Genomic DNA, 17846 nt, shown 5'->3' with positions numbered 1-17846 from the left:
GGGCTATAACCCGGCGCTCTAAAAACAGGCGCCAGTATCGCGACGGTTTATGACAGGGCGGTGGCAATGTGATGGCATGTCGATGACGATACGAAGTCTTCGCGAACTATTGAGCTAGAGCGCTGTCGTCGATTTGATCGTGTGCAATGGATGGCGATGCGCGATACTCGCGAGGCTTTCACGCCATGAATGAGTGAGGATGGTGATGCCGTTGCAACGCCTGCAAAGTCTGTCCGAAATCGTCCCGCACACGTGGGACGCCCTGGTGCCCGAGAATCAGCCGTTTCTGTGCCACGCATTCCTCAGCGCGCTGGAGGACAGTGGTAGCGTCGGTCCCCATTCCGGTTGGCAGCCTGAACATTTGCTGCATGTCGAAGGCGATCGACTGATCGCCGCATTGCCCAGCTACCGTAAATGGCATTCCTACGGTGAGTACGTGTTCGATCACGCCTGGGCTGATGCCTGTGAGCGTGCCGGTATCGATTACTACCCCAAACTCTTGACCGCCGTGCCATTCAGCCCGGTCAGCGGCCCGCGTTTGCTGGCAGCCAGCGTCGAGGACGGCTTCGAACTGTTGAAAAGCCTGCCGGGCTATCTGGAGATCGAACAACTCTCCAGTGCCCACATCAACTTCACCGACCCGTTCACCGATGCGGCATTGGCCGAACAACCGGGTTGGTTGCAACGCATCGGCTGTCAGTACCATTGGCAGAATCGCGACTATCGGGACTTCCAGGATTTCCTCGACGCCCTGAGTTCGCGCAAACGCAAACAGATGCGCAAGGAGCGCGAGCAAGTGGCGGGGCAGGGCTTCGAATTCGAATGGCTTGAAGGTCGGCAACTGACCCAGGCACAGTGGGATTTTGTCTATGCCTGCTACGCCAATACCTACGCGGTGCGTCGGCAAAGGCCTTACCTGACGCGAGCGTTTTTCAGCTTGCTGGCCGAGCGCATGCCGCACTCGATTCGCGTGGTATTGGCCAAACAAGGTTCACGGCCGGTGGCGATGGCGTTCAGTCTGGTGGGGGGAGACAGTTTTTACGGTCGTTACTGGGGGTGTCTGGCGGAGTTCGACCGCCTGCACTTCGAAACCTGTTTCTACCAGGGCATGGACTATGCGATTGCCAACGGCTTCCAGCGCTTCGATGCCGGCGCCCAGGGTGAGCATAAATTGATCCGTGGGTTTGAACCGGTGATCACCCATTCCTGGCATTACCTGCGCCACCCCGGGCTGAAGGCCGCGGTCAAGGACTTCCTGCATCAGGAACGGGTTGGGGTGCTGGCGTATGCCGAGGATGCGCGGACGGCGTTGCCCTATCGGCAGGAGTGATCGGGGATCACTAACCCTGTGGGAGCGAGCCTGCTCGCGAAGACGAAGTGTCAGACAACAAATTTGTCAGCTGATACACCGCCTTCGCGAGCAGGCTCGCTCCCACAGGTTTTATGTGAACTCCGTATCTAGTCGATTCCGACAAACCCACCTGTCTGGTGCTGCCATAACCGCGCATACAAACCGCCATGGGCCAGCAGTTCGGCGTGGCTGCCGGTTTCGGCGATCTTGCCGTTTTCCAGCACCACCAGGCGGTCCATGCGGGCGATGGTCGAGAGCCGGTGGGCGATGGCGATCACGGTTTTGCCCTGCATCAGGGTTTCCAGGCTTTCCTGGATCGCCGCTTCCACTTCCGAATCCAGTGCCGACGTGGCTTCGTCCATGATCAGGATCGGCGCGTCCTTGAGCAACACGCGGGCAATGGCGATCCGCTGACGCTGGCCGCCGGAGAGTTTCACCCCGCGTTCACCGACGTGAGCATCGAAGCCGGTGCGGCCTTCGGCGTCCGACAGGGTAGGAATGAAACCATCGGCCCGCGCCTTGTGCACCGCTTCCCAGAGTTCGGTGTCGGTGGCGTCGGGTTTGCCATACAGCAGATTGTCGCGGATCGAGCGATGCAGCAGGGACGTATCCTGGGTGATCATGCCAATACGTTCGCGCAAGCTTTCCTGGCTGACGTCGGCAATGTTCTGGCCATCGATGAGTATTTTCCCGCCCTCCACGTCGTACAGGCGCAGCAGCAGGTTGACCAGCGTCGACTTGCCGGCGCCGGATGGACCGATCAGGCCGATCTTTTCACCGGGTTTGATCGTCAGGTTGAGCCCGCCGATGATCCCGCTCTGCTTGCCGTAGTGGAAGTCCACGTCCTCGAAACGCACTTCGCCACGGGCCACGGCCAAGGGTTGGGCCTGGTCGCGGTCAGTCACGCTGACCGGTTGCGAGATGCTCTGCAAACCGTCCTGAACCATGCCGATGTTTTCGAAGATGCCGGTCACCACCCACATGATCCAGCCGGACATGTTGACGATCCGGATCACCAACCCGGTGGCCAGGGCGATCGCGCCCACGGTGATCAGCGATTGCGTCCACAGCCACAGCGCCAGCCCGGTGGTGCAGACGATCAACAGGCCGTTCATGCTGGTGATGACCACATCCATGCTGGTGACGACACGACCGGCGAGCTGGGCTTTTTCGGTTTGTTCCTTGATCGCTTCGCGGGCGTACTGTTGTTCGAAGTTGGTGTGGGCAAACAGCTTCAGGGTGGTGATGTTGGTGTAGCCATCGACGATCCGCCCCATGAGTTTGGAGCGCGCATCGGAGGCAACCACCGAGCGATCCTTGACCCGTGGTACGAAGTAGTAGAGGGCGCTGATAAAGGCGACGATCCAGGTCAGCAACGGGATCATCAGGCGCCAGTCGGCTTCGGCGAACAGCACCAGCGAACTGATGGCGTAGATCAGCACGTGCCACAGCGCATCCACCGCTTGCACCGCTGAATCGCGCAGGGAGTTGCCGGTTTGCATGATGCGTTGGGCGATGCGTCCGGCGAAGTCGTTCTGGAAAAAATTCAGGCTCTGCTTGAGCACGTAACTGTGGTTTTGCCAGCGGATCAGGCTGGTCATGCTGGGGCTCAGGGTCTGGTGCACCAGCAAGTCATGCAGGCCGACGAACACCGGGCGCAGGATCAGCGCCACCACCACCATCCAGGCCAGTTCAACGCCGTGTTCCTTGAAAAAGTCGGCGTTTGGAGTGCCCTGGGCCAGGTCGATGATGCGACTCAGGTAGCTGAACAGTGCCACTTCAATCAGCGCGCCGAACAGACCGACGATCAGCAGGGCAACGAAACTCGGCCAGACCTGCTTGAGGTAATAGGTATAGAAAGGCAGGACCCGGTCCGGCGGTGCGGCAGTCGGGGCGTCGCGAAAGATGTCGATCAGTTTTTCAAAACGGCGATAAAGCATCGGTTTTTCACCCGCGAACGGGTACTCCTTCAACGGTTTGAGCGTTGCCGGTCAAACCGGCAAACGCTCGGACATCCCTGGCCAGCTTAGTCTCAGTCGATGCGCTTGGCCGACTTGATGAACACCGGGTCGGCCGGTACATCCTTCATGCCGCCGCGCACGGTGGTTGGCGAGTTGACGATGATATCGACCACATCCATGCCCTTGACCACTTTGCCGAACACCGCGTAGCCGTCACCCTGGTCAAGGAAATCGTTGTCCTTGACGTTGATGAAGAACTGACTGGTGGCCGAATCCGGCACCGAAGTGCGCGCCATGGACAAGGTGCCACGAACGTTGACCAGGCCGTTCTTGTGCTCGTTCTTGATCGGCGCCTTGGTTTCCTTTTGCTGCATTTGTTGGGTGAACCCGCCGCCCTGGACCATGAAGCCCGGAATCACGCGGTGGAAAATCGTGTTGTTGTAGAAGCCGCTGTCCACGTACTCAAGGAAATTCTTGGTACTGATCGGGGCCTTGACCGGGTCCAGTTCGATTTCGATCTGGCCGTTGGTGGTTTCCAGCAGCACATGCGGCGCCTTGGCAGGCGTTGCCGCCATCAGGTTGGCGGCAAACAGAACGGAGCCGGCGGCGAGGGCGATTTTTTTCAGCATGGGTCAGTGATCCTGAGTGTGGTGGTATCGACTGCGGTGAGAAACTCGAGCAGTGTCTGGTTGAAGTGTTCGGGCTGGTCCAGCGGGGTGGCGTGACGGGAGTCGGCAATCACCACCAGCCGCGCATCGGGCAGCAGTTTTACGTAGTTTTCCTTCAGTGCGACCGGTGTGTAATCACGGTCGGCGCTGACGATGAGGGTTGGACAGGACACTTTCGAAAGTCGTTCCTGAACTCCCCAGCCAACGATTGCATCGAAGCTGGCGAGATAAGCATGTTTGTCGTTTTTTGCCCAGCGTTCGGCCATTTTTTGTCGCAAATCCGCCTGATCGGGCTTGGGGAACAACTTGCCACCCAAGGCCTTGCCAATGGTGCGCAGGCTGAGGACGCGCATCAGGCTCCAGCGTTTGAACCACTGCCAGTAGTCGTCACGGCTGCGCAGTTTGACCTCGGGCGCGCTGTTGACGATGCACAGGCTCTTGAGCAGATGCGGCTGATCCACAGCCAGTTGAAAACCGATCATGCCGCCCATGGACAGGCCCACAAAATGGGTCGGCCCGAGGTTCAAATGCTCGATCAGTGCGACCAGGTCTGCGCTGAAACCGGCGATGCTGTAGCGCTCGCGGGGTTTGTCGGAGCGCCCGTGACCGCGCACATCGGGAACGATCACCCGATAGCGCGTGGCCAGTGCGGGGATCTGTTTTTCCCAGTCCAGGGTGCTGGAACCCAGGCCGTGGACCAGCAGCAGCGGTGTGCCGTGGCCATATTCCTCATAGTGCAGGTTACAACCTTCGTGTTCGAAATAGGCCATGGGTACACTCCGTGTCAGGCTTGTTCAGGGGCCGCGAAAGGTGCGTCCAGCGGCGCGGTGTCGAAAGTGCGCAGCAGTTCGATGAGGATCTGTGTGGCCGGCCCCAGTGGTTTGTCCTTGTTCGAATACAGGTAAAAACTCGGGTTGCGGCTACCGCCCTGATCCAACGGTAGCAGCTTGAGCGTACCTTCTCGCAGTTCCCGTTCGATCATGTGCCGCGGCAACCAGGCAAACCCCAGGCCACTGCTGACGAAGGTCGCGGCGGTGGCCAGGCTGCCGACGGTCCAGCGTTGTTCGGCGCCGAGCCAGCCGACGTCCCGTGGTTGCTGGCGACCGGAGTCGCGGATAACCACTTGCATCTGGCTTTCCAGGTCCTGGAAATTCAGCTCGCGGTTGAGGCGGTGCAGGGAGTGTTCCGGATGGGCGACCGCCACGAATTCGACATCGCTCAACTCCGCTCCCAGGTAACCGGGAATGCTGAAGCCGGTGATGGCCAGGTCGGCCACGCCTTCGAGCAGCACTTCTTCCACACCCGACAACACCTCTTCGCGCAGCCGCACCCGGCAGCCACGGCTTTGCGGCATGAACGCGGTCAGCGCACGGACGATGCGGGCGCTGGGGTAGGCGGCGTCGACCACCAGGCGCACTTCGGCTTCCCAGCCTTGTTCCATGTGGTGGGCCAGATCTTCCAGCTGGCTGGCCTGTTTCACCAGTTGCCGGGACCGGCGCAACAGCACGCCACCGGCTTCGGTGAGCACCGCTTTGCGCCCGTCGATGCGCAGCAGTGGCACGCCGAGCTGGTCCTGCATGCGCGCCACGGTGTAGCTGACTGACGATTGCGAGCGGTGCAGCGCTTCGGCGGCCTGGGCGAAACCTCCGTGGTCGACCACGGCCTGAAGCGTTCGCCATTGATCAAGGGTCACGCGGGGCGCTTTCATGATGGGCTCCTATTGTCCTAAGCTGCGCAGTTCTTATTGGAGACTGCTGAATGAAAAAAATCGTTTGTGTCCTGCTGGCGATGTTGCCGCTGACTGCGTTTGCTTATCCGATCGATGTACAAAAAGAACTCAATGGGTTGAAGATCGACTTCACCACCTACGCCTCCGATTACGATCTGGGCTCGATCACCCTGAACAACTACGGTGATACCGCTGCCGAGTGCGCGGTGGTGTTTCGCAATGGCCCGGAATCGCCCAAGACCCGCAGGGTCAATCTGGATGCCGGCAAAAGCGCCGACCTCTCAGCCAAGTTCAATCGCAAAATCATCAAGCTGTACATCAGCATGACCTGCAAGCCGAAATGACCCTCAGCGGAGCAGGCCCATCGGCCATGCTCCGCTTATAAACGAATTTATTGATCGGTTATAGCAGTTATTTGCGCTTTTTGATCGATACGACACTGTTTAACCTTCACTCCATCGCCTTACAGCATTCTCAGATGGAGCCTACATCCCATGTCCCGCGTTCTGATCATCGAAAGCAGTGCCCGCCAGCAAGACTCGGTTTCCCGTCAACTGACCCAGACCTTCATCAACCAATGGAAAGCCGCGCACCCGAACGATCAGATCACCGTTCGTGACCTGGCCGTCAACCCGGTGCCACACCTGGACATCAACCTGCTGGGCGGCTGGATGAAACCCGCCGATCAGCGCAGCGACCTCGAACAGCTGTCCCTGGAACGCTCCAACCAATTGACCGACGAACTGCTGGCCGCCGACGTGCTGGTGATGGCCGCGCCCATGTACAACTTCGCCATTCCGAGCACCCTCAAAGCCTGGCTTGACCATGTGCTGCGTGCCGGCGTGACCTTCAAGTACACCGAAACCGGTCCCCAGGGTTTGCTCAGCGGCAAGCGTGCCTACGTCCTGACTGCTCGCGGCGGCATCCACGCCGGCGCCCCGTCGGATCACCAGGAACCGTACCTGCGTCAGGTCATGGGCTTCATCGGCATCCACGACGTCACGTTCATTCACGCCGAAGGCATGAACCTGGGCGGCGGCTTCCAGGAGAAAGGCCTGAACCAGGCGAACGCCCGGCTTTCGCAAGTCGCCTGACCGGTTAATCGCCAGATAATCGCTGGATGGTCTAGTGACCTGGCGCAACCCTTCAAGCCTGTACGCGCATCGAACCTCCCTTTGCACTTATTGCTCCTGAGTGCCGTAGCCCGATTGAACGCATTTGCGAGATCGGGCTTTTTTTTGCCCGCTATTTTCTGATTGCACACAAACCCCTTGTGGGAGCGAGCCTGCTCGCGAATGCGGTGGGTCAGACAACAATGATGTCGACTGACACTCCCACCTCGCGAGCAGGCTCGCTCCCACAGAGATTTGTATGCTGTCTGACGATTCGCAGTGAATGACAAAACCCGTTATCTTCGCCGCCATTCGAAACGAGGCGAGCATGGGCTATCTACTTTTTGTCACGCTGATCCAGGCGTTTTCCTTCAGTTTGATCGGCGAGTACCTGGCTGGCCATGTCGACAGTTACTTCGCGGTACTGGTGCGGGTATTGCTGGCGGGGCTGGTGTTTATTCCACTGACGCGCTGGCGTTCGGTGGAACCGGCTTTCATGCGTGGCATGTTGCTGATCGGCGCGTTGCAGTTTGGCGTGACTTACGTCTGCCTGTACTTGAGCTTCCGCGTGCTGACGGTCCCGGAAGTGTTGCTGTTCACTATTCTCACACCGTTGCACGTGACCCTGATCGAAGACGCGTTGAACCGCCGGTTCAATCCCTGGGCGTTGATCGCGGCGCTGGTGGCGGTGGCGGGCGCGGCAGTGATTCGCTTTGATCGCATCAACCCGGATTTCTTCATGGGGTTCCTGCTGCTGCAGCTGGCCAACTTCACCTATGCCGCCGGACAAGTGCTCTATAAGCACCTGGTCGCACGGCATCCGAGCGACCTGCCGCATTACCGGCGCTTCGGCTATTTCTACCTGGGTGCGCTGGCGGTGGCGTTGCCGGCGTTCCTGCTGTTCGGCAAACAAAACTTCCTGCCTGAAGCACCGTTGCAATGGGGCGTGCTGCTGTTCCTCGGCCTGGTCTCGACGGCGCTGGGGCTGTATTGGTGGAACAAAGGCGCGTGCCTGGTCAATGGCGGGACGCTGGCGGTGATGAACAACCTGCACGTGCCGGTGGGATTGCTGGTCAATCTGCTGATCTGGAACCAGCATGAAGAGTTGGGACGGTTGCTGCTGGGCGGGTCGGTGATATTGATGGCGGTGTGGATCAGTCGGTTGGGTATACGCCAACCTGCAGTCGCACACTAAGCCCTTGTGGGAGCGACCTGCTCGCGAAGACGGAGTGTCAGATAACAGATATGTCGACTGATGCACCGTCTTCGCGAGCAGGCTCGCTCCCACAAGGAGATCGTGGGGTTACATGATGTGTTTTTCCGGCTCGGGGATATGGCTCGCACCCAACACCGCCGGTAACAGCCCGGCCCTTAGATCCGTACCGCTGGGCTGCTGATAGAGGCTTAAGCCGAACTCCGGCAGCACCGCCAGCAAGTAATCGAAAATATCCCCCTGGATCCGCTCGTAATCGGCCCACGCCGTGGTGCGGGTGAAGCAGTAGATTTCCAGCGGGATGCCCTGGGCCGTGGTCTGCATCTGCCGAACCATGCAGGTCATGTTCGGCTGAACCTCGGGATGGCTTTTCAGATACGCCAGCGCGTAGGCGCGGAATGTTCCGATATTGGTCATCCGTCGACGGTTGGCCGACATGGCCGCGACATTGCCCTGGGCTTCATTCCAGGCCTTGAGTTCAGCCTGCTTGCGGCTGATGTAGTCAGTCAGCAGATGCACCTGGGACAGTTTCTGCTCTTCATCATCGCGAATGAAGCGCACGCCGCTGGCGTCGATGAACAGGCTGCGCTTGATCCGGCGGCCACCGGACTGCTGCATGCCGCGCCAGTTCTTGAACGACTCGGACATCAGGCGCCAGGTCGGGATCGAAACGATGGTCTTGTCGAAGTTCTGCACCTTGACCGTGTGCAGGGTGATGTCCACCACATCGCCATCGGCGCCGACCTGCGGCATCTCGATCCAGTCGCCGACCCGCAGCATGTCATTGCTGGTCAGCTGCACGCTGGCGACAAACGACAGCAAGGTGTCCTTGTAGACCAACAGAATCACTGCCGACATGGCGCCAAGACCCGACAGCAGCAACAGCGGCGAACGGTCGATCAGCGTGGCGACGATGATGATTGCGCCGAACACGTACAAGACCATTTTTGCCAGTTGCACGTAGCCCTTGATCGAGCGGGTGCGGGCGTGTTCGGTGCGGGCATAGATGTCGAGCAAGGCGTTGAGCAGGGCACTGATGGACAGCACCAGGAACAGAATGGTGAAGGCCAGTGCCACGTTGCCGAGAAAAACCATCGCGGTTTTACTCAGCTCCGGCACCAGGTGCAGGCCGAACTGGATCACCAGTGACGGCGTCATTTGTGCCAGGCGCTGGAAGACCTTGTTGTGGCGAAAGTCGTTGATCCAGTGCAGGGCAGGCTGGCGACCGAGCATTCGGCTGGCATGCAGGATCACGTAGCGTGCCACTCGTCCGAGCACCAGGGCGATCACCAGCAACAGTACCAGGGCCAGGCTGGCGTGCAGGAGAGGGTGCTGATCAAGGGCACCCCAAAGGTCTTGGGCGTTGAGCCAGAGCTGTTTGATATCCATGGGAGAAACGATTCTTCTGTAAGACGCGACGGGCAATTAGAGCATTTAAGACGCTTTGTATTACGTTTGGGGACAAATCAGGCAACAAAAAAGCCACTGTTTGCGGTCGATTGCATAAAGAAACTCGGCCTTCGCGCTCGAAACCGTTACCCTATGCAGCTGATTTTTTGCATTTCTTCGAGGTAGCACCCGTGTTTTCCGAATTCGCCCTGCACGAACGCCTGCTCAAAGCCGTGGCCGAACTGAAATTTGTCGAGCCGACGCCTGTGCAAGCAGCGGCTATTCCGCTGGCGCTCCAAGGGCGTGACCTGCGGGTGACGGCGCAAACCGGCAGCGGCAAGACCGCCGCTTTCGTCTTGCCGATCCTCAACCGCCTGATCGGCCCGGCCAAGATCCGTGTCAGCATCAAGACCCTGATCCTGCTGCCGACCCGCGAACTGGCCCAGCAGACCTTGAAAGAAGTTGAACGCTTCTCGCAGTTCACCTTCATCAAGTCCGGCCTGATCACCGGCGGCGAAGACTTCAAGGTCCAGGCTGCCATGCTGCGCAAGGTGCCGGACATCCTGATCGGTACGCCGGGCCGGATGATCGAGCAACTGAACGCCGGCAACCTCGACCTCAAGGAAGTCGAAGTGCTGGTGCTCGACGAAGCCGACCGCATGCTCGACATGGGGTTCGCCGAAGACGTACAGCGTCTGGTAGACGAGTGCACCAACCGCCAGCAGACCATGCTGTTCTCCGCCACCACCGGTGGTTCGGGCCTGCGCGAGATGGTCGCCAAGGTCCTGAACAACCCTGAGCACTTGCAGCTCAACGCGGTCAGCCAGTTGAACGAAACCACCCGTCAGCAAATCATCACCGCTGACCACAACCAGCACAAAGAACAGATCGTCAATTGGCTGCTGGCCAACGAGACTTATCAGAAGGCCATCGTCTTCACCAACACCCGGGCCATGGCCGACCGTATCTACGGCCGCCTGGTGGCACAGGAATACAAGGCGTTCGTCCTGCACGGTGACAAGGACCAGAAGGATCGCAAGCTGGCGATCGACCGTCTGAAGCAGGGCGGGGTGAAAATCCTCGTGGCGACCGACGTTGCCGCTCGCGGCCTGGACGTCGACGGCCTGGACCTGGTGATCAACTTCGACATGCCGCGCAGCGGCGACGAATACGTACACCGTATCGGTCGTACCGGTCGTGCCGGCAACGATGGCCTGGCCATCTCGCTGATCTGCCACGGCGACTGGAACCTGATGTCGAGCATCGAGCGCTACCTCAAGCAGAGCTTCGAGCGCCGTACCATCAAGGAAGTCAAAGGCACCTACGGCGGACCGAAAAAGGTCAAGGCCTCGGGCAAGGCTGTCGGCGTGAAGAAGAAAAAGACCGACGCCAAGGGCGACAAGAAAAAAGTCGCCGCCAAGACCCCGACCAAGCGCAAGAGCGTCAATCGACCGAAGAGCGATTCCCTGGTCAGCAAGGACGGCATGGCTCCGCTCAAGCGCCGCAAGCCAGAGGCCCCGGCTGCTGAATAAGCGCTTTGGCTGAACAAAAAATGCCCGTATCGTCAGATACGGGCATTTTTGTTTAGATGTCACATAGTCCTGAGGAAGTGATTTTCCATGCTGGTGATTTCCAACAACGTGCAGATACCGGATGCCGAGATCGAGTTGACCGCCATTCGCGCCCAGGGCGCCGGTGGGCAGAACGTCAACAAGGTTTCCAGCGCCGTGCACTTGCGCTTCGACATACCGGCCTCGTCCTTGCCCGAGTTCTACAAGGAACGGCTGTTGGCGCTGCGCGACAGTCGCATCACCAGCGAAGGCGTGTTGATCATCAAGGCCCAGCAATACCGCACCCAGGAACAGAACCGTGCCGATGCGCTGGAGCGTTTGACCGAACTGATCCTGAGCGCCACCAAGGTCGAGAAGAAACGCCGCCCGACCAAACCAACCCTCGGTTCGAAGACCCGCAGGCTTGAATCCAAAAGCAAGCGCGGCAACATCAAGGCCGGGCGCGGCAAGGTGGATTTCTAGCGGGTTTCCCGCGTCTGGCGATGTTTCGGTGCCTGCCGGTACAGGTAGATGCAGAGCATCAAACTGCTGAGGGCGGCCAGTGCGGCGAACAGGAAGATCGACGCAAAACCGAACCCCGCCGCCACCGCGCCGGCCAATGGCCCGGTGATCCCCAGTGACAAATCAATGAACAGTGAATAAGCGCCGACCGCCGCGCCTCGACTGGAGGCAGGCACCAGGTTGACCGCTTCAACTCCCAGCGCCGGAAACACCAACGAGAAGCCGAAACCGCTCAGCGCGGCACCCGCCAGCGCCCAATGAGCATCCGGTGCCAGCCACAGCAGCAACAGGCCCAGGGTTTCCACCGAGAGGCAGGCAATCGCCACGCGAAAGCCACCCAGGCGATTGATCAGGTTACCGAACAACAGCCGCGCACCGATGAAGCTGGCGCCGAACAGGCTCAGGCACAGCACTGCGTTATCCCAGTGTTGGGTGGCGTAATACAGGGTGATAAATGTAGCGATGGTGCCGAAACCGATGGAGCCCAACGCCAGGCCGCAGCCGTGGGGCAGTACCCGCCCGAGTACGTGCATGAACGGCAGGCGTTCACCGACCACGATCGGTGCGGCGGTTTTCGGCCAGGCCAGTACCAGGCCAAAAGCCGCCAGCAGCACAATGCTCACACCCATGCTCCACAAGCCCAACTGACTGACCAGCCACACCCCCAGCGGCGCGCCGACCGCCAGTGCGCCGTAACTGGCGATGCCGTTCCAGGAGATGACCTTGGCGGTGTTCGCCGCGCCGACCCGGCCGATGCCCCAGCCAATGGAACCGGAGCCCACCAGGCTTTCCGCGCTGCCGAGTACCAGGCGACCGATGAACAGGCTGATCAGGCTCAGCATCGGCAGGCTTTGGGTCCAGGCCGAAATCAGCATGAACACGCCGCTCAAGCCGCAACCGGCCAGACCATACATCACCGCCAGTTTACTGCCCTTGTTGTCGATGATTTTCCCGGCGTAGGGACGGCTGAGCAGGGTGGCGAGGTATTGCACGCTGATCACGAGCCCCGCAATCACTGCACCGAAGCCCAGATCGCTGTGGACGTACCCGGGCAGTACCGCCAGGGGAATGCCGATATTCAGGTAGCCGATAAAGGTGAACAGGACGATGGAAACAACTTGCAGCGTGACCGCCAGGGGGCGCTGGTTTTCAGACATGGGTAAAGGTCCACGGAGAAGCAGGATTAGATAGGCTGCTTATGATAACGGTGCTAGCGTTCGTGGGTTGTGAAAAAGTAAAACTATTTGCCGGGCGGGGCCGTCAGGGCTTGGCAGGCGCCACCAGTTGCGTGGTGACCAAAGCGGCCAACGCATTTTCCTCGCTGCCGAAACGGGCGAGCAAAGCGGCTTGTTTCTCGGGGGAGAGGCGATTCCAGATCTCGATCATTTTCTCGGCGGTGCCGATCAAAACGCTGGCCGCCTGCTGTTCATTGAAAGTTTCGCTGAATTCATCGGTCATGGGGCTGGGCTCACGGTTCAGGCAGTGTGGAAAGCGCATGTTAGCGCTTTCCACACGGTCTGTACGGCGGGTGTTTCAGTCTTCGCTGTCAGCTTGGCGGCTGCCAGTGGCTTCTTTCGGCTCGGGCTGTTGGGCACCGGCTTGTTGCGTGGTCGTCTGCTCAGGTTCGTGCAGGCTTGGGAAGGGGAGATTAGGAATCTCGTGCATAGTCGCGCTCCTCGCTAAGTCTGTTGATAGATCTGGTAGATCCGCGCTTTTGAAAAAGCCTGCGCAGGATACAGCACGAGAAATGACAAACAGACTTTTATATCCATTTGTTTCGACGAATGGGGTTGTCTAGACAGGTAAGGAGTAGTGGCACAAAAACAACTGTGGGAGCGAGCCTGCTCGCGAAGGAGGCGTGACAGTCGAGGTGTATGTTGACTGACACACCGCTTTCGCGAGCAGGCTCGCTCCCACAGGGGGCTACAAAGTTCTGTAGGTTATTTGCAGACCTTGGCGATGGCTTCGGCCAGCAGATCCAGGCGCGTCGCATCAATCCCGGCCACGTTCGCCCGACCTGTGCCGACCATGTAAACGCTGTGATGATCGCGCAGCTGTTTGACCTGATCAGGCGTCAACCCGGTGTAGGAAAACATCCCGCGTTGTACACCAATGTGCGCAAAGCGCTCACGCAAACCATGCGGCTCCAGTGCCTCCACCAGACCGCTGCGCAGTTGGGCAATCCGCAAGCGCATGGCTTCCACTTCGTCGGCCCAGAGTTGTTTCAATTCCGGATCGCCGAGGATGGTCGCCACCACGGCGGCACCATGATCCGGCGGTGTCGACCACAGGTTGCGGGCGATGTTGGCCAGTTGGCTGCGAATGTCCACCAGCTTGTCTGCGGTTTTCGCGCAGACAATCAGCGCACCGGTGCGGTCGCGGTACAGGCCGAAGTTTTTCGAGCAGGAACTGGTAATCAGCACTTCCGGCAACTCGGCGGCGAACAGCCGGGTCGACCAGGCGTCCTGTTCCAGGCCATCGCCAAAGCCCTGGTAGGCGAAGTCGATCAGCGGCAGCAGTTCACGCCGACGCACCACCTCCAGCACCCGACGCCAGTCGTCATGGGACAGATCGAAACCGGTCGGGTTGTGGCAGCAGGCATGCAGCAACACCACATCGCCCTTGGGCGCTTCATTGAGCACGGCGAGCATCGCCTCGACGTCGAGACGGTTGTCGCTGCCCACGTACGGGTAGTGACTGACCTTGACCCCGGCCGTGGCGAAAATGGTTTCGTGGATCGGCCAGGTCGGATTGCTCAGCCACACACCACGGCCCGGCAGGCATTGGGCGATAAAGTCCGCACTCAAGCGCAACGCACCGGTGCCACCCGGTGTCTGGGTGGCGCCGGCGCGTTTTTCGCTGATCAGCCTTGAGTCGGCGCCGAGCACCAACTCACTGATGGCTTTGCCGAACGCAGGCTCACCGTGACCGCCAATGTAGGTCTTGGTGGTCTGACGATCCACCAGTCGCGTCTCAGCCAGTTTCACCGATTGCGGAATTGGCGTCAGGCCTTGGGCGTCCTTGTAGACACCCACGCCAAGGTCGAACTTGCGCGGGTTCGGGTCTTGCGCATAGGCCTCCATCAGGCCGAGGATCGGGTCGCCGGGCACCCGGCCGATGGTGTCGAAATGCATTACTTGCGGCCCTCGGCGTCCTTGGCCACTTCGTCAGTGCGCGCGGCCATGATGAAGTCGTTGCGGTGCAGGCCCTTGATCGAGTGGCTCCACCAGGTCACGGTGACTTTGCCCCACTCGGTCAACAGACCCGGGTGATGACCTTCGGCCTCGGAGATTTCGCCGACAGCGTTGGTGAACGCCAGGGCGTGTTTGAAGTTTTTGAACAGGAAGATTTTTTCCAGCTGCATGATGCTGTCGCGTACTTCGATGTTCCAGTCCGGGATCTGCTTGATCAGGATCGGCAGTTCTTCGTCGCTGACTTGTGGGGCATCGGCGCGGCAGGCTTCGCAGTGGGCTTGGTTCAATGTGGACATGATGGATTCCTGAAATCGAATAAATGGAAATCAGCTGTCAGTGTGACCACGCTAAAGCAAAGCGTGGCGTTCTGACAGACTCACTTGATCGTAAAAGCAGCGGTTCAGGCGGCTTTTGGTTTTGGCGGAAATTTCGGCGCGTGCAGACCCATCTGCATGGCTTGCTTGACCATGCCCATGATGTCTTCGTGGGCCAGGTCGAACAGGCGCTTGAGGTTCGGCAAGACGAAATACAGGGGTTGCAGAATGTCGATGCGGTATGGGGTGCGCATGCATTCCAGCGGATCGAACGCTTGATGCTCAGGTTCGTCCGACAGGCAGTACACGGTTTCTTTCGGCGAAGACAGGATGCCGCCACCGTAGATGCGCTGGCCTTGCGGGGTGTCGAGCAGGCCGAACTCGATGGTCATCCAGTACAGACGCGCCAGGTACACACGTTCTTCCTTGGAAGCCTGCAGGCCAAGTTTGCCGTAAGTGTGGGTAAATTCGGCGAACCAAGGGTTGGTCAGCAGCGGGCAGTGGCCAAAGATCTCATGGAAAATGTCCGGCTCTTGCAGGTAATCCAGTTCTTCGCGGGTGCGAATGAACGTGGCCACTGGAAACTGCTTGCTGGCGAGCAATTCAAAAAAGGTCTGGAAAGGGATCAGCGCGGGAACGCGGGCGACCTGCCAACCGGTGGTTTCACCGAGAACCTTATTGATCTCGCCCAGTTGCGGAATGCGGTCGTGGGGCAGACCGAGTTTTTCGATACCGTCCAGGTATTCCTGGCACGCACGCCCTTCGACCACTTTCAGTTGACGAGTGATCAGCGTGTTCCACACCGCATGCTCTTCGGCGGTGTAGTCGATAAAACCTTGCGCATCGGGCTCGCGAGCCACGTATTGCGTCTGCTTCATGCTGCTCTCCTGCGAGGGGATTCGTTCTTGTTATGTACTGCTATGGACCTAGAAATACTCCATGAATTGCGGTTTTGCAGCCGGAGAGAGGCGACACACGTGGGAAATCCCGGCGTTAATCGTAAAGTTTTCGTTACGTATCGCTGGCTGTCGCGCAGGTATTGCGATTGACGGGTGGGAAAAGCCGTTTGACTGTCACATAATCTTGACGACTATCTGAGCGCCGAATCAGAAAAGTCGGGCACTAACCCTGTGGGAGCCAGCCTGCTGGCGATAGCGGTATGTCATTCGACATCAACTTCACCTGATGCGACGCCATCGCCAGCAGGCTGGCTCCCACAGGTCAATCATCGTCTACCAGGTCTATTTATATGCGTATCAAAGTCCACTGCCAGAACCGCATCGGCATCCTGCGCGACATTCTCAATCTGTTGGTGGAATACGGCATCAACGTCGCCCGCGGTGAGGTGGGCGGTGAGCACGGCAATGCGATCTACCTGCACTGTCCGAACCTGATCAACATTCAATTCCAGGCATTGCGTCCGAAATTCGAGGCGATTGCCGGAGTCTTCGGTGTCAAGCGTGTAGGCCTGATGCCCAGCGAGCGTCGGCACATGGAACTCAATGCGTTGCTGGGGGCCCTGGAGTTTCCGGTGCTGTCGATCGACATGGGCGGTTCCATCGTTGCCGCCAACCGGGCGGCGGCGCAGCTGCTGGGTGTGCGCGTCGATGAAGTGCCGGGGATTCCGTTGTCGCGGTATGCCGAAGACTTTGATTTGCCGGAACTGGTGCGCGCCAATAAATCACGGATCAACGGACTGCGGGTCAAGGTCAAGGGTGACGTGTTTCTGGCCGACATCGCGCCGCTGCAATCGGAACATGACGACAGCGAAGCCATGGCCGGTGCCGTGCTGACGCTGCATCGCGCCGACCGGGTTGGGGAGCGCATCTACAACGTGCGCAAGCAGGAGTTGCGCGGTTTCGACAGCATCTTTCAGAGCTCGAAAGTGATGGCGGCGGTGGTGCGGGAAGCCCGGCGCATGGCCCCGCTCGACGCGCCACTATTAATAGAAGGGGAAACCGGGACCGGCAAAGAGTTGTTGGCGCGCGCCTGCCATTTGGCCAGCCCGCGCGGGCAATCGCCGTTGATGGCGCTCAACTGCGCCGGCCTGCCGGAATCCATGGCCGAGACCGAACTGTTCGGCTACGGCCCCGGTGCCTTCGAAGGGGCGCGGGCCGAAGGCAAGCTCGGGCTGCTGGAACTGACGGCGGGCGGTACGCTGTTTCTCGACGGTGTCGGAGAAATGAGTCCTCGCTTGCAGGTGAAGTTGCTGCGCTTCCTGCAGGATGGCTGCTTCCGGCGTGTCGGCAGCGATGAAGAGGTTTATCTCGATGTGCGGGTGATCTGCGCGACCCAGGTCGATCTGTCCGAGTTGTGCGCCCGCGGTGAGTTTCGTCAGGACCTGTATCACCGGTTGAACGTGTTGTCGCTGCACATCCCGCCGCTGCGTGAATGCCTCGACGGTTTACCGCCGCTGGTGGAACACTTCCTCGACCAGGCCAGCCGACAGATCGGTTGCCCCTTGCCCAAACTGGCCCCGGCGGCCATGGATCGGCTTACGCATTACCATTGGCCGGGCAATGTCCGGCAGTTGGAAAACGTGCTGTTCCAGGCGGTTTCCCTGTGCGACGGCGGGACGGTCAAGGCTGAGCACATTCGGTTGCCGGACTATGGCGTGCGTCAGCCGCTGGGTGATTTTTCCCTGGAAGGCGGGCTGGACGAGATTGTCGGGCGCTTTGAGAAAGCGGTGCTGGAGCGGTTGTATTCCGAGCATCCGAGCAGTCGGCAATTGGGTAAGCGGCTGGGGGTTTCCCATACCACCATCGCCAACAAGTTGCGCGAGTATGAGGTCGGTAAGACCGAGTCATAACCGATAGTTGTTTCGCCTGTGATGGCCTCTTCGC

Annotated in this window: 17 protein-coding genes and 1 pseudogene; 7 read left to right on the top strand and 11 right to left on the bottom strand. The window is 59.5% G+C overall.

Annotated elements, in window-relative coordinates; translation table 11 throughout:
- Positions 1-205: 205 nt before the first annotated feature.
- The gene (locus CKW21_RS20590) at positions 206-1330 is read left to right on the top strand and encodes a GNAT family N-acetyltransferase (protein WP_095195817.1); all 1125 of its coding nucleotides are present in this window, start codon (positions 206-208) and stop codon (positions 1328-1330) included.
- A 128-nt stretch (positions 1331-1458) separates the two neighbouring features.
- Here the strand turns inward: CKW21_RS20590 and CKW21_RS20585 are convergent, their stop codons facing one another.
- From CKW21_RS20585 to CKW21_RS20570, 4 genes and pseudogenes are all read right to left on the bottom strand, one after another.
- The gene (locus CKW21_RS20585) at positions 1459-3291 is read right to left on the bottom strand and encodes an ABC transporter ATP-binding protein (RefSeq protein ID WP_095195752.1); all 1833 of its coding nucleotides are present in this window, start codon (positions 3289-3291) and stop codon (positions 1459-1461) included.
- A 92-nt stretch (positions 3292-3383) separates the two neighbouring features.
- The gene (locus tag CKW21_RS20580) at positions 3384-3941 is read right to left on the bottom strand and encodes a peptidylprolyl isomerase (RefSeq protein WP_095195751.1); all 558 of its coding nucleotides are present in this window, start codon (positions 3939-3941) and stop codon (positions 3384-3386) included.
- Between the two features lie 3 nt (positions 3942-3944).
- Positions 3945-4750, bottom strand: a pseudogene (locus CKW21_RS20575) (alpha/beta fold hydrolase).
- 14 nt (positions 4751-4764) lie between these two features.
- A complete protein-coding gene (locus CKW21_RS20570) occupies positions 4765-5688 on the bottom strand; it encodes a LysR family transcriptional regulator (RefSeq protein WP_095195749.1) in 924 nt (307 codons plus the stop codon).
- 50 nt (positions 5689-5738) lie between these two features.
- On the opposite strand from CKW21_RS20570, the gene CKW21_RS20565 reads away from it, so the two are divergent.
- From CKW21_RS20565 to CKW21_RS20555, 3 genes are all read left to right on the top strand, one after another.
- On the top strand, positions 5739-6053 hold the full coding sequence (locus tag CKW21_RS20565; RefSeq protein WP_095195748.1) for a 3-phosphoglycerate kinase: 315 nt from the start codon (positions 5739-5741) through the stop codon (positions 6051-6053).
- A 150-nt stretch (positions 6054-6203) separates the two neighbouring features.
- Positions 6204-6803, top strand: a complete 600-nt coding sequence (locus CKW21_RS20560) for an FMN-dependent NADH-azoreductase (protein WP_095195747.1) — start codon at positions 6204-6206, stop codon at positions 6801-6803.
- A gap of 346 nt (positions 6804-7149) precedes the next feature.
- Complete coding sequence (locus CKW21_RS20555; RefSeq protein ID WP_095195746.1) at positions 7150-8016, top strand: carboxylate/amino acid/amine transporter; 867 nt, start codon at positions 7150-7152, stop codon at positions 8014-8016.
- A gap of 108 nt (positions 8017-8124) precedes the next feature.
- On the opposite strand, the gene CKW21_RS20550 is transcribed toward CKW21_RS20555, so the two are convergent.
- Positions 8125-9423, bottom strand: coding sequence for a mechanosensitive ion channel family protein (locus CKW21_RS20550; protein WP_095195745.1), 1299 nt, complete (start codon positions 9421-9423; stop codon positions 8125-8127).
- Positions 9424-9614: 191 nt separating this feature from the next.
- On the opposite strand from CKW21_RS20550, the gene CKW21_RS20545 reads away from it, so the two are divergent.
- Positions 9615-10955: a DEAD/DEAH box helicase gene (locus CKW21_RS20545; protein ID WP_095195744.1), complete on the top strand. Its 1341-nt coding sequence runs from the start codon at positions 9615-9617 to the stop codon at positions 10953-10955.
- 87 nt (positions 10956-11042) lie between these two features.
- Positions 11043-11456 carry an alternative ribosome rescue aminoacyl-tRNA hydrolase ArfB gene (arfB, locus tag CKW21_RS20540; protein ID WP_095195743.1) on the top strand — a complete coding sequence of 138 codons (414 nt, stop codon included), beginning with the start codon at positions 11043-11045 and terminating at the stop codon, positions 11454-11456.
- Here the strand turns inward: arfB and CKW21_RS20535 are convergent.
- The 6 genes from CKW21_RS20535 to phhA all read right to left on the bottom strand — a co-directional run bounded on the left by CKW21_RS20535 (position 11453) and on the right by phhA (position 15881).
- A complete protein-coding gene (locus CKW21_RS20535) occupies positions 11453-12652 on the bottom strand; it encodes an MFS transporter (protein WP_095195742.1) in 1200 nt (399 codons plus the stop codon). The two genes, arfB and CKW21_RS20535, sit on opposite strands and share 4 nt — an antisense overlap.
- 103 nt (positions 12653-12755) lie before the next feature.
- Positions 12756-12992: a hypothetical protein gene (locus tag CKW21_RS20530; RefSeq protein ID WP_170948697.1), complete on the bottom strand. Its 237-nt coding sequence runs from the start codon at positions 12990-12992 to the stop codon at positions 12756-12758.
- 36 nt (positions 12993-13028) lie between these two features.
- A complete protein-coding gene (locus CKW21_RS31900) occupies positions 13029-13160 on the bottom strand; it encodes a hypothetical protein (RefSeq protein ID WP_256590294.1) in 132 nt (43 codons plus the stop codon).
- 275 nt (positions 13161-13435) lie between these two features.
- Positions 13436-14629: an amino acid aminotransferase gene (locus CKW21_RS20525; protein WP_095195741.1), complete on the bottom strand. Its 1194-nt coding sequence runs from the start codon at positions 14627-14629 to the stop codon at positions 13436-13438.
- On the bottom strand, positions 14629-14985 hold the full coding sequence (locus CKW21_RS20520; RefSeq protein WP_095195740.1) for a 4a-hydroxytetrahydrobiopterin dehydratase: 357 nt from the start codon (positions 14983-14985) through the stop codon (positions 14629-14631). The genes CKW21_RS20525 and CKW21_RS20520 overlap by 1 nt, the downstream gene beginning before the upstream one ends.
- A 104-nt stretch (positions 14986-15089) precedes the next feature.
- Positions 15090-15881 (bottom strand): phenylalanine 4-monooxygenase, encoded by a 792-nt coding sequence (gene phhA / locus CKW21_RS20515; protein ID WP_095195739.1) that lies wholly within the window; start codon positions 15879-15881, stop codon positions 15090-15092.
- A 371-nt stretch (positions 15882-16252) separates the two neighbouring features.
- Between phhA and CKW21_RS20510 the strand changes: the two genes are divergently transcribed.
- The gene (locus tag CKW21_RS20510; protein WP_095195738.1) at positions 16253-17812 is read left to right on the top strand and encodes a sigma-54-dependent transcriptional regulator; all 1560 of its coding nucleotides are present in this window, start codon (positions 16253-16255) and stop codon (positions 17810-17812) included.
- The last annotated feature ends 34 nt before the right edge of the window (positions 17813-17846 follow it).

The sequence above is a fragment of the Pseudomonas sp. Irchel 3A7 genome, assembly GCF_900187565.1.
GTDB lineage: Bacteria > Pseudomonadota > Gammaproteobacteria > Pseudomonadales > Pseudomonadaceae > Aquipseudomonas.
Note: the sequence above shows the minus strand (reverse complement) of the source record. Positions and strands in the feature narration are given on the sequence as shown.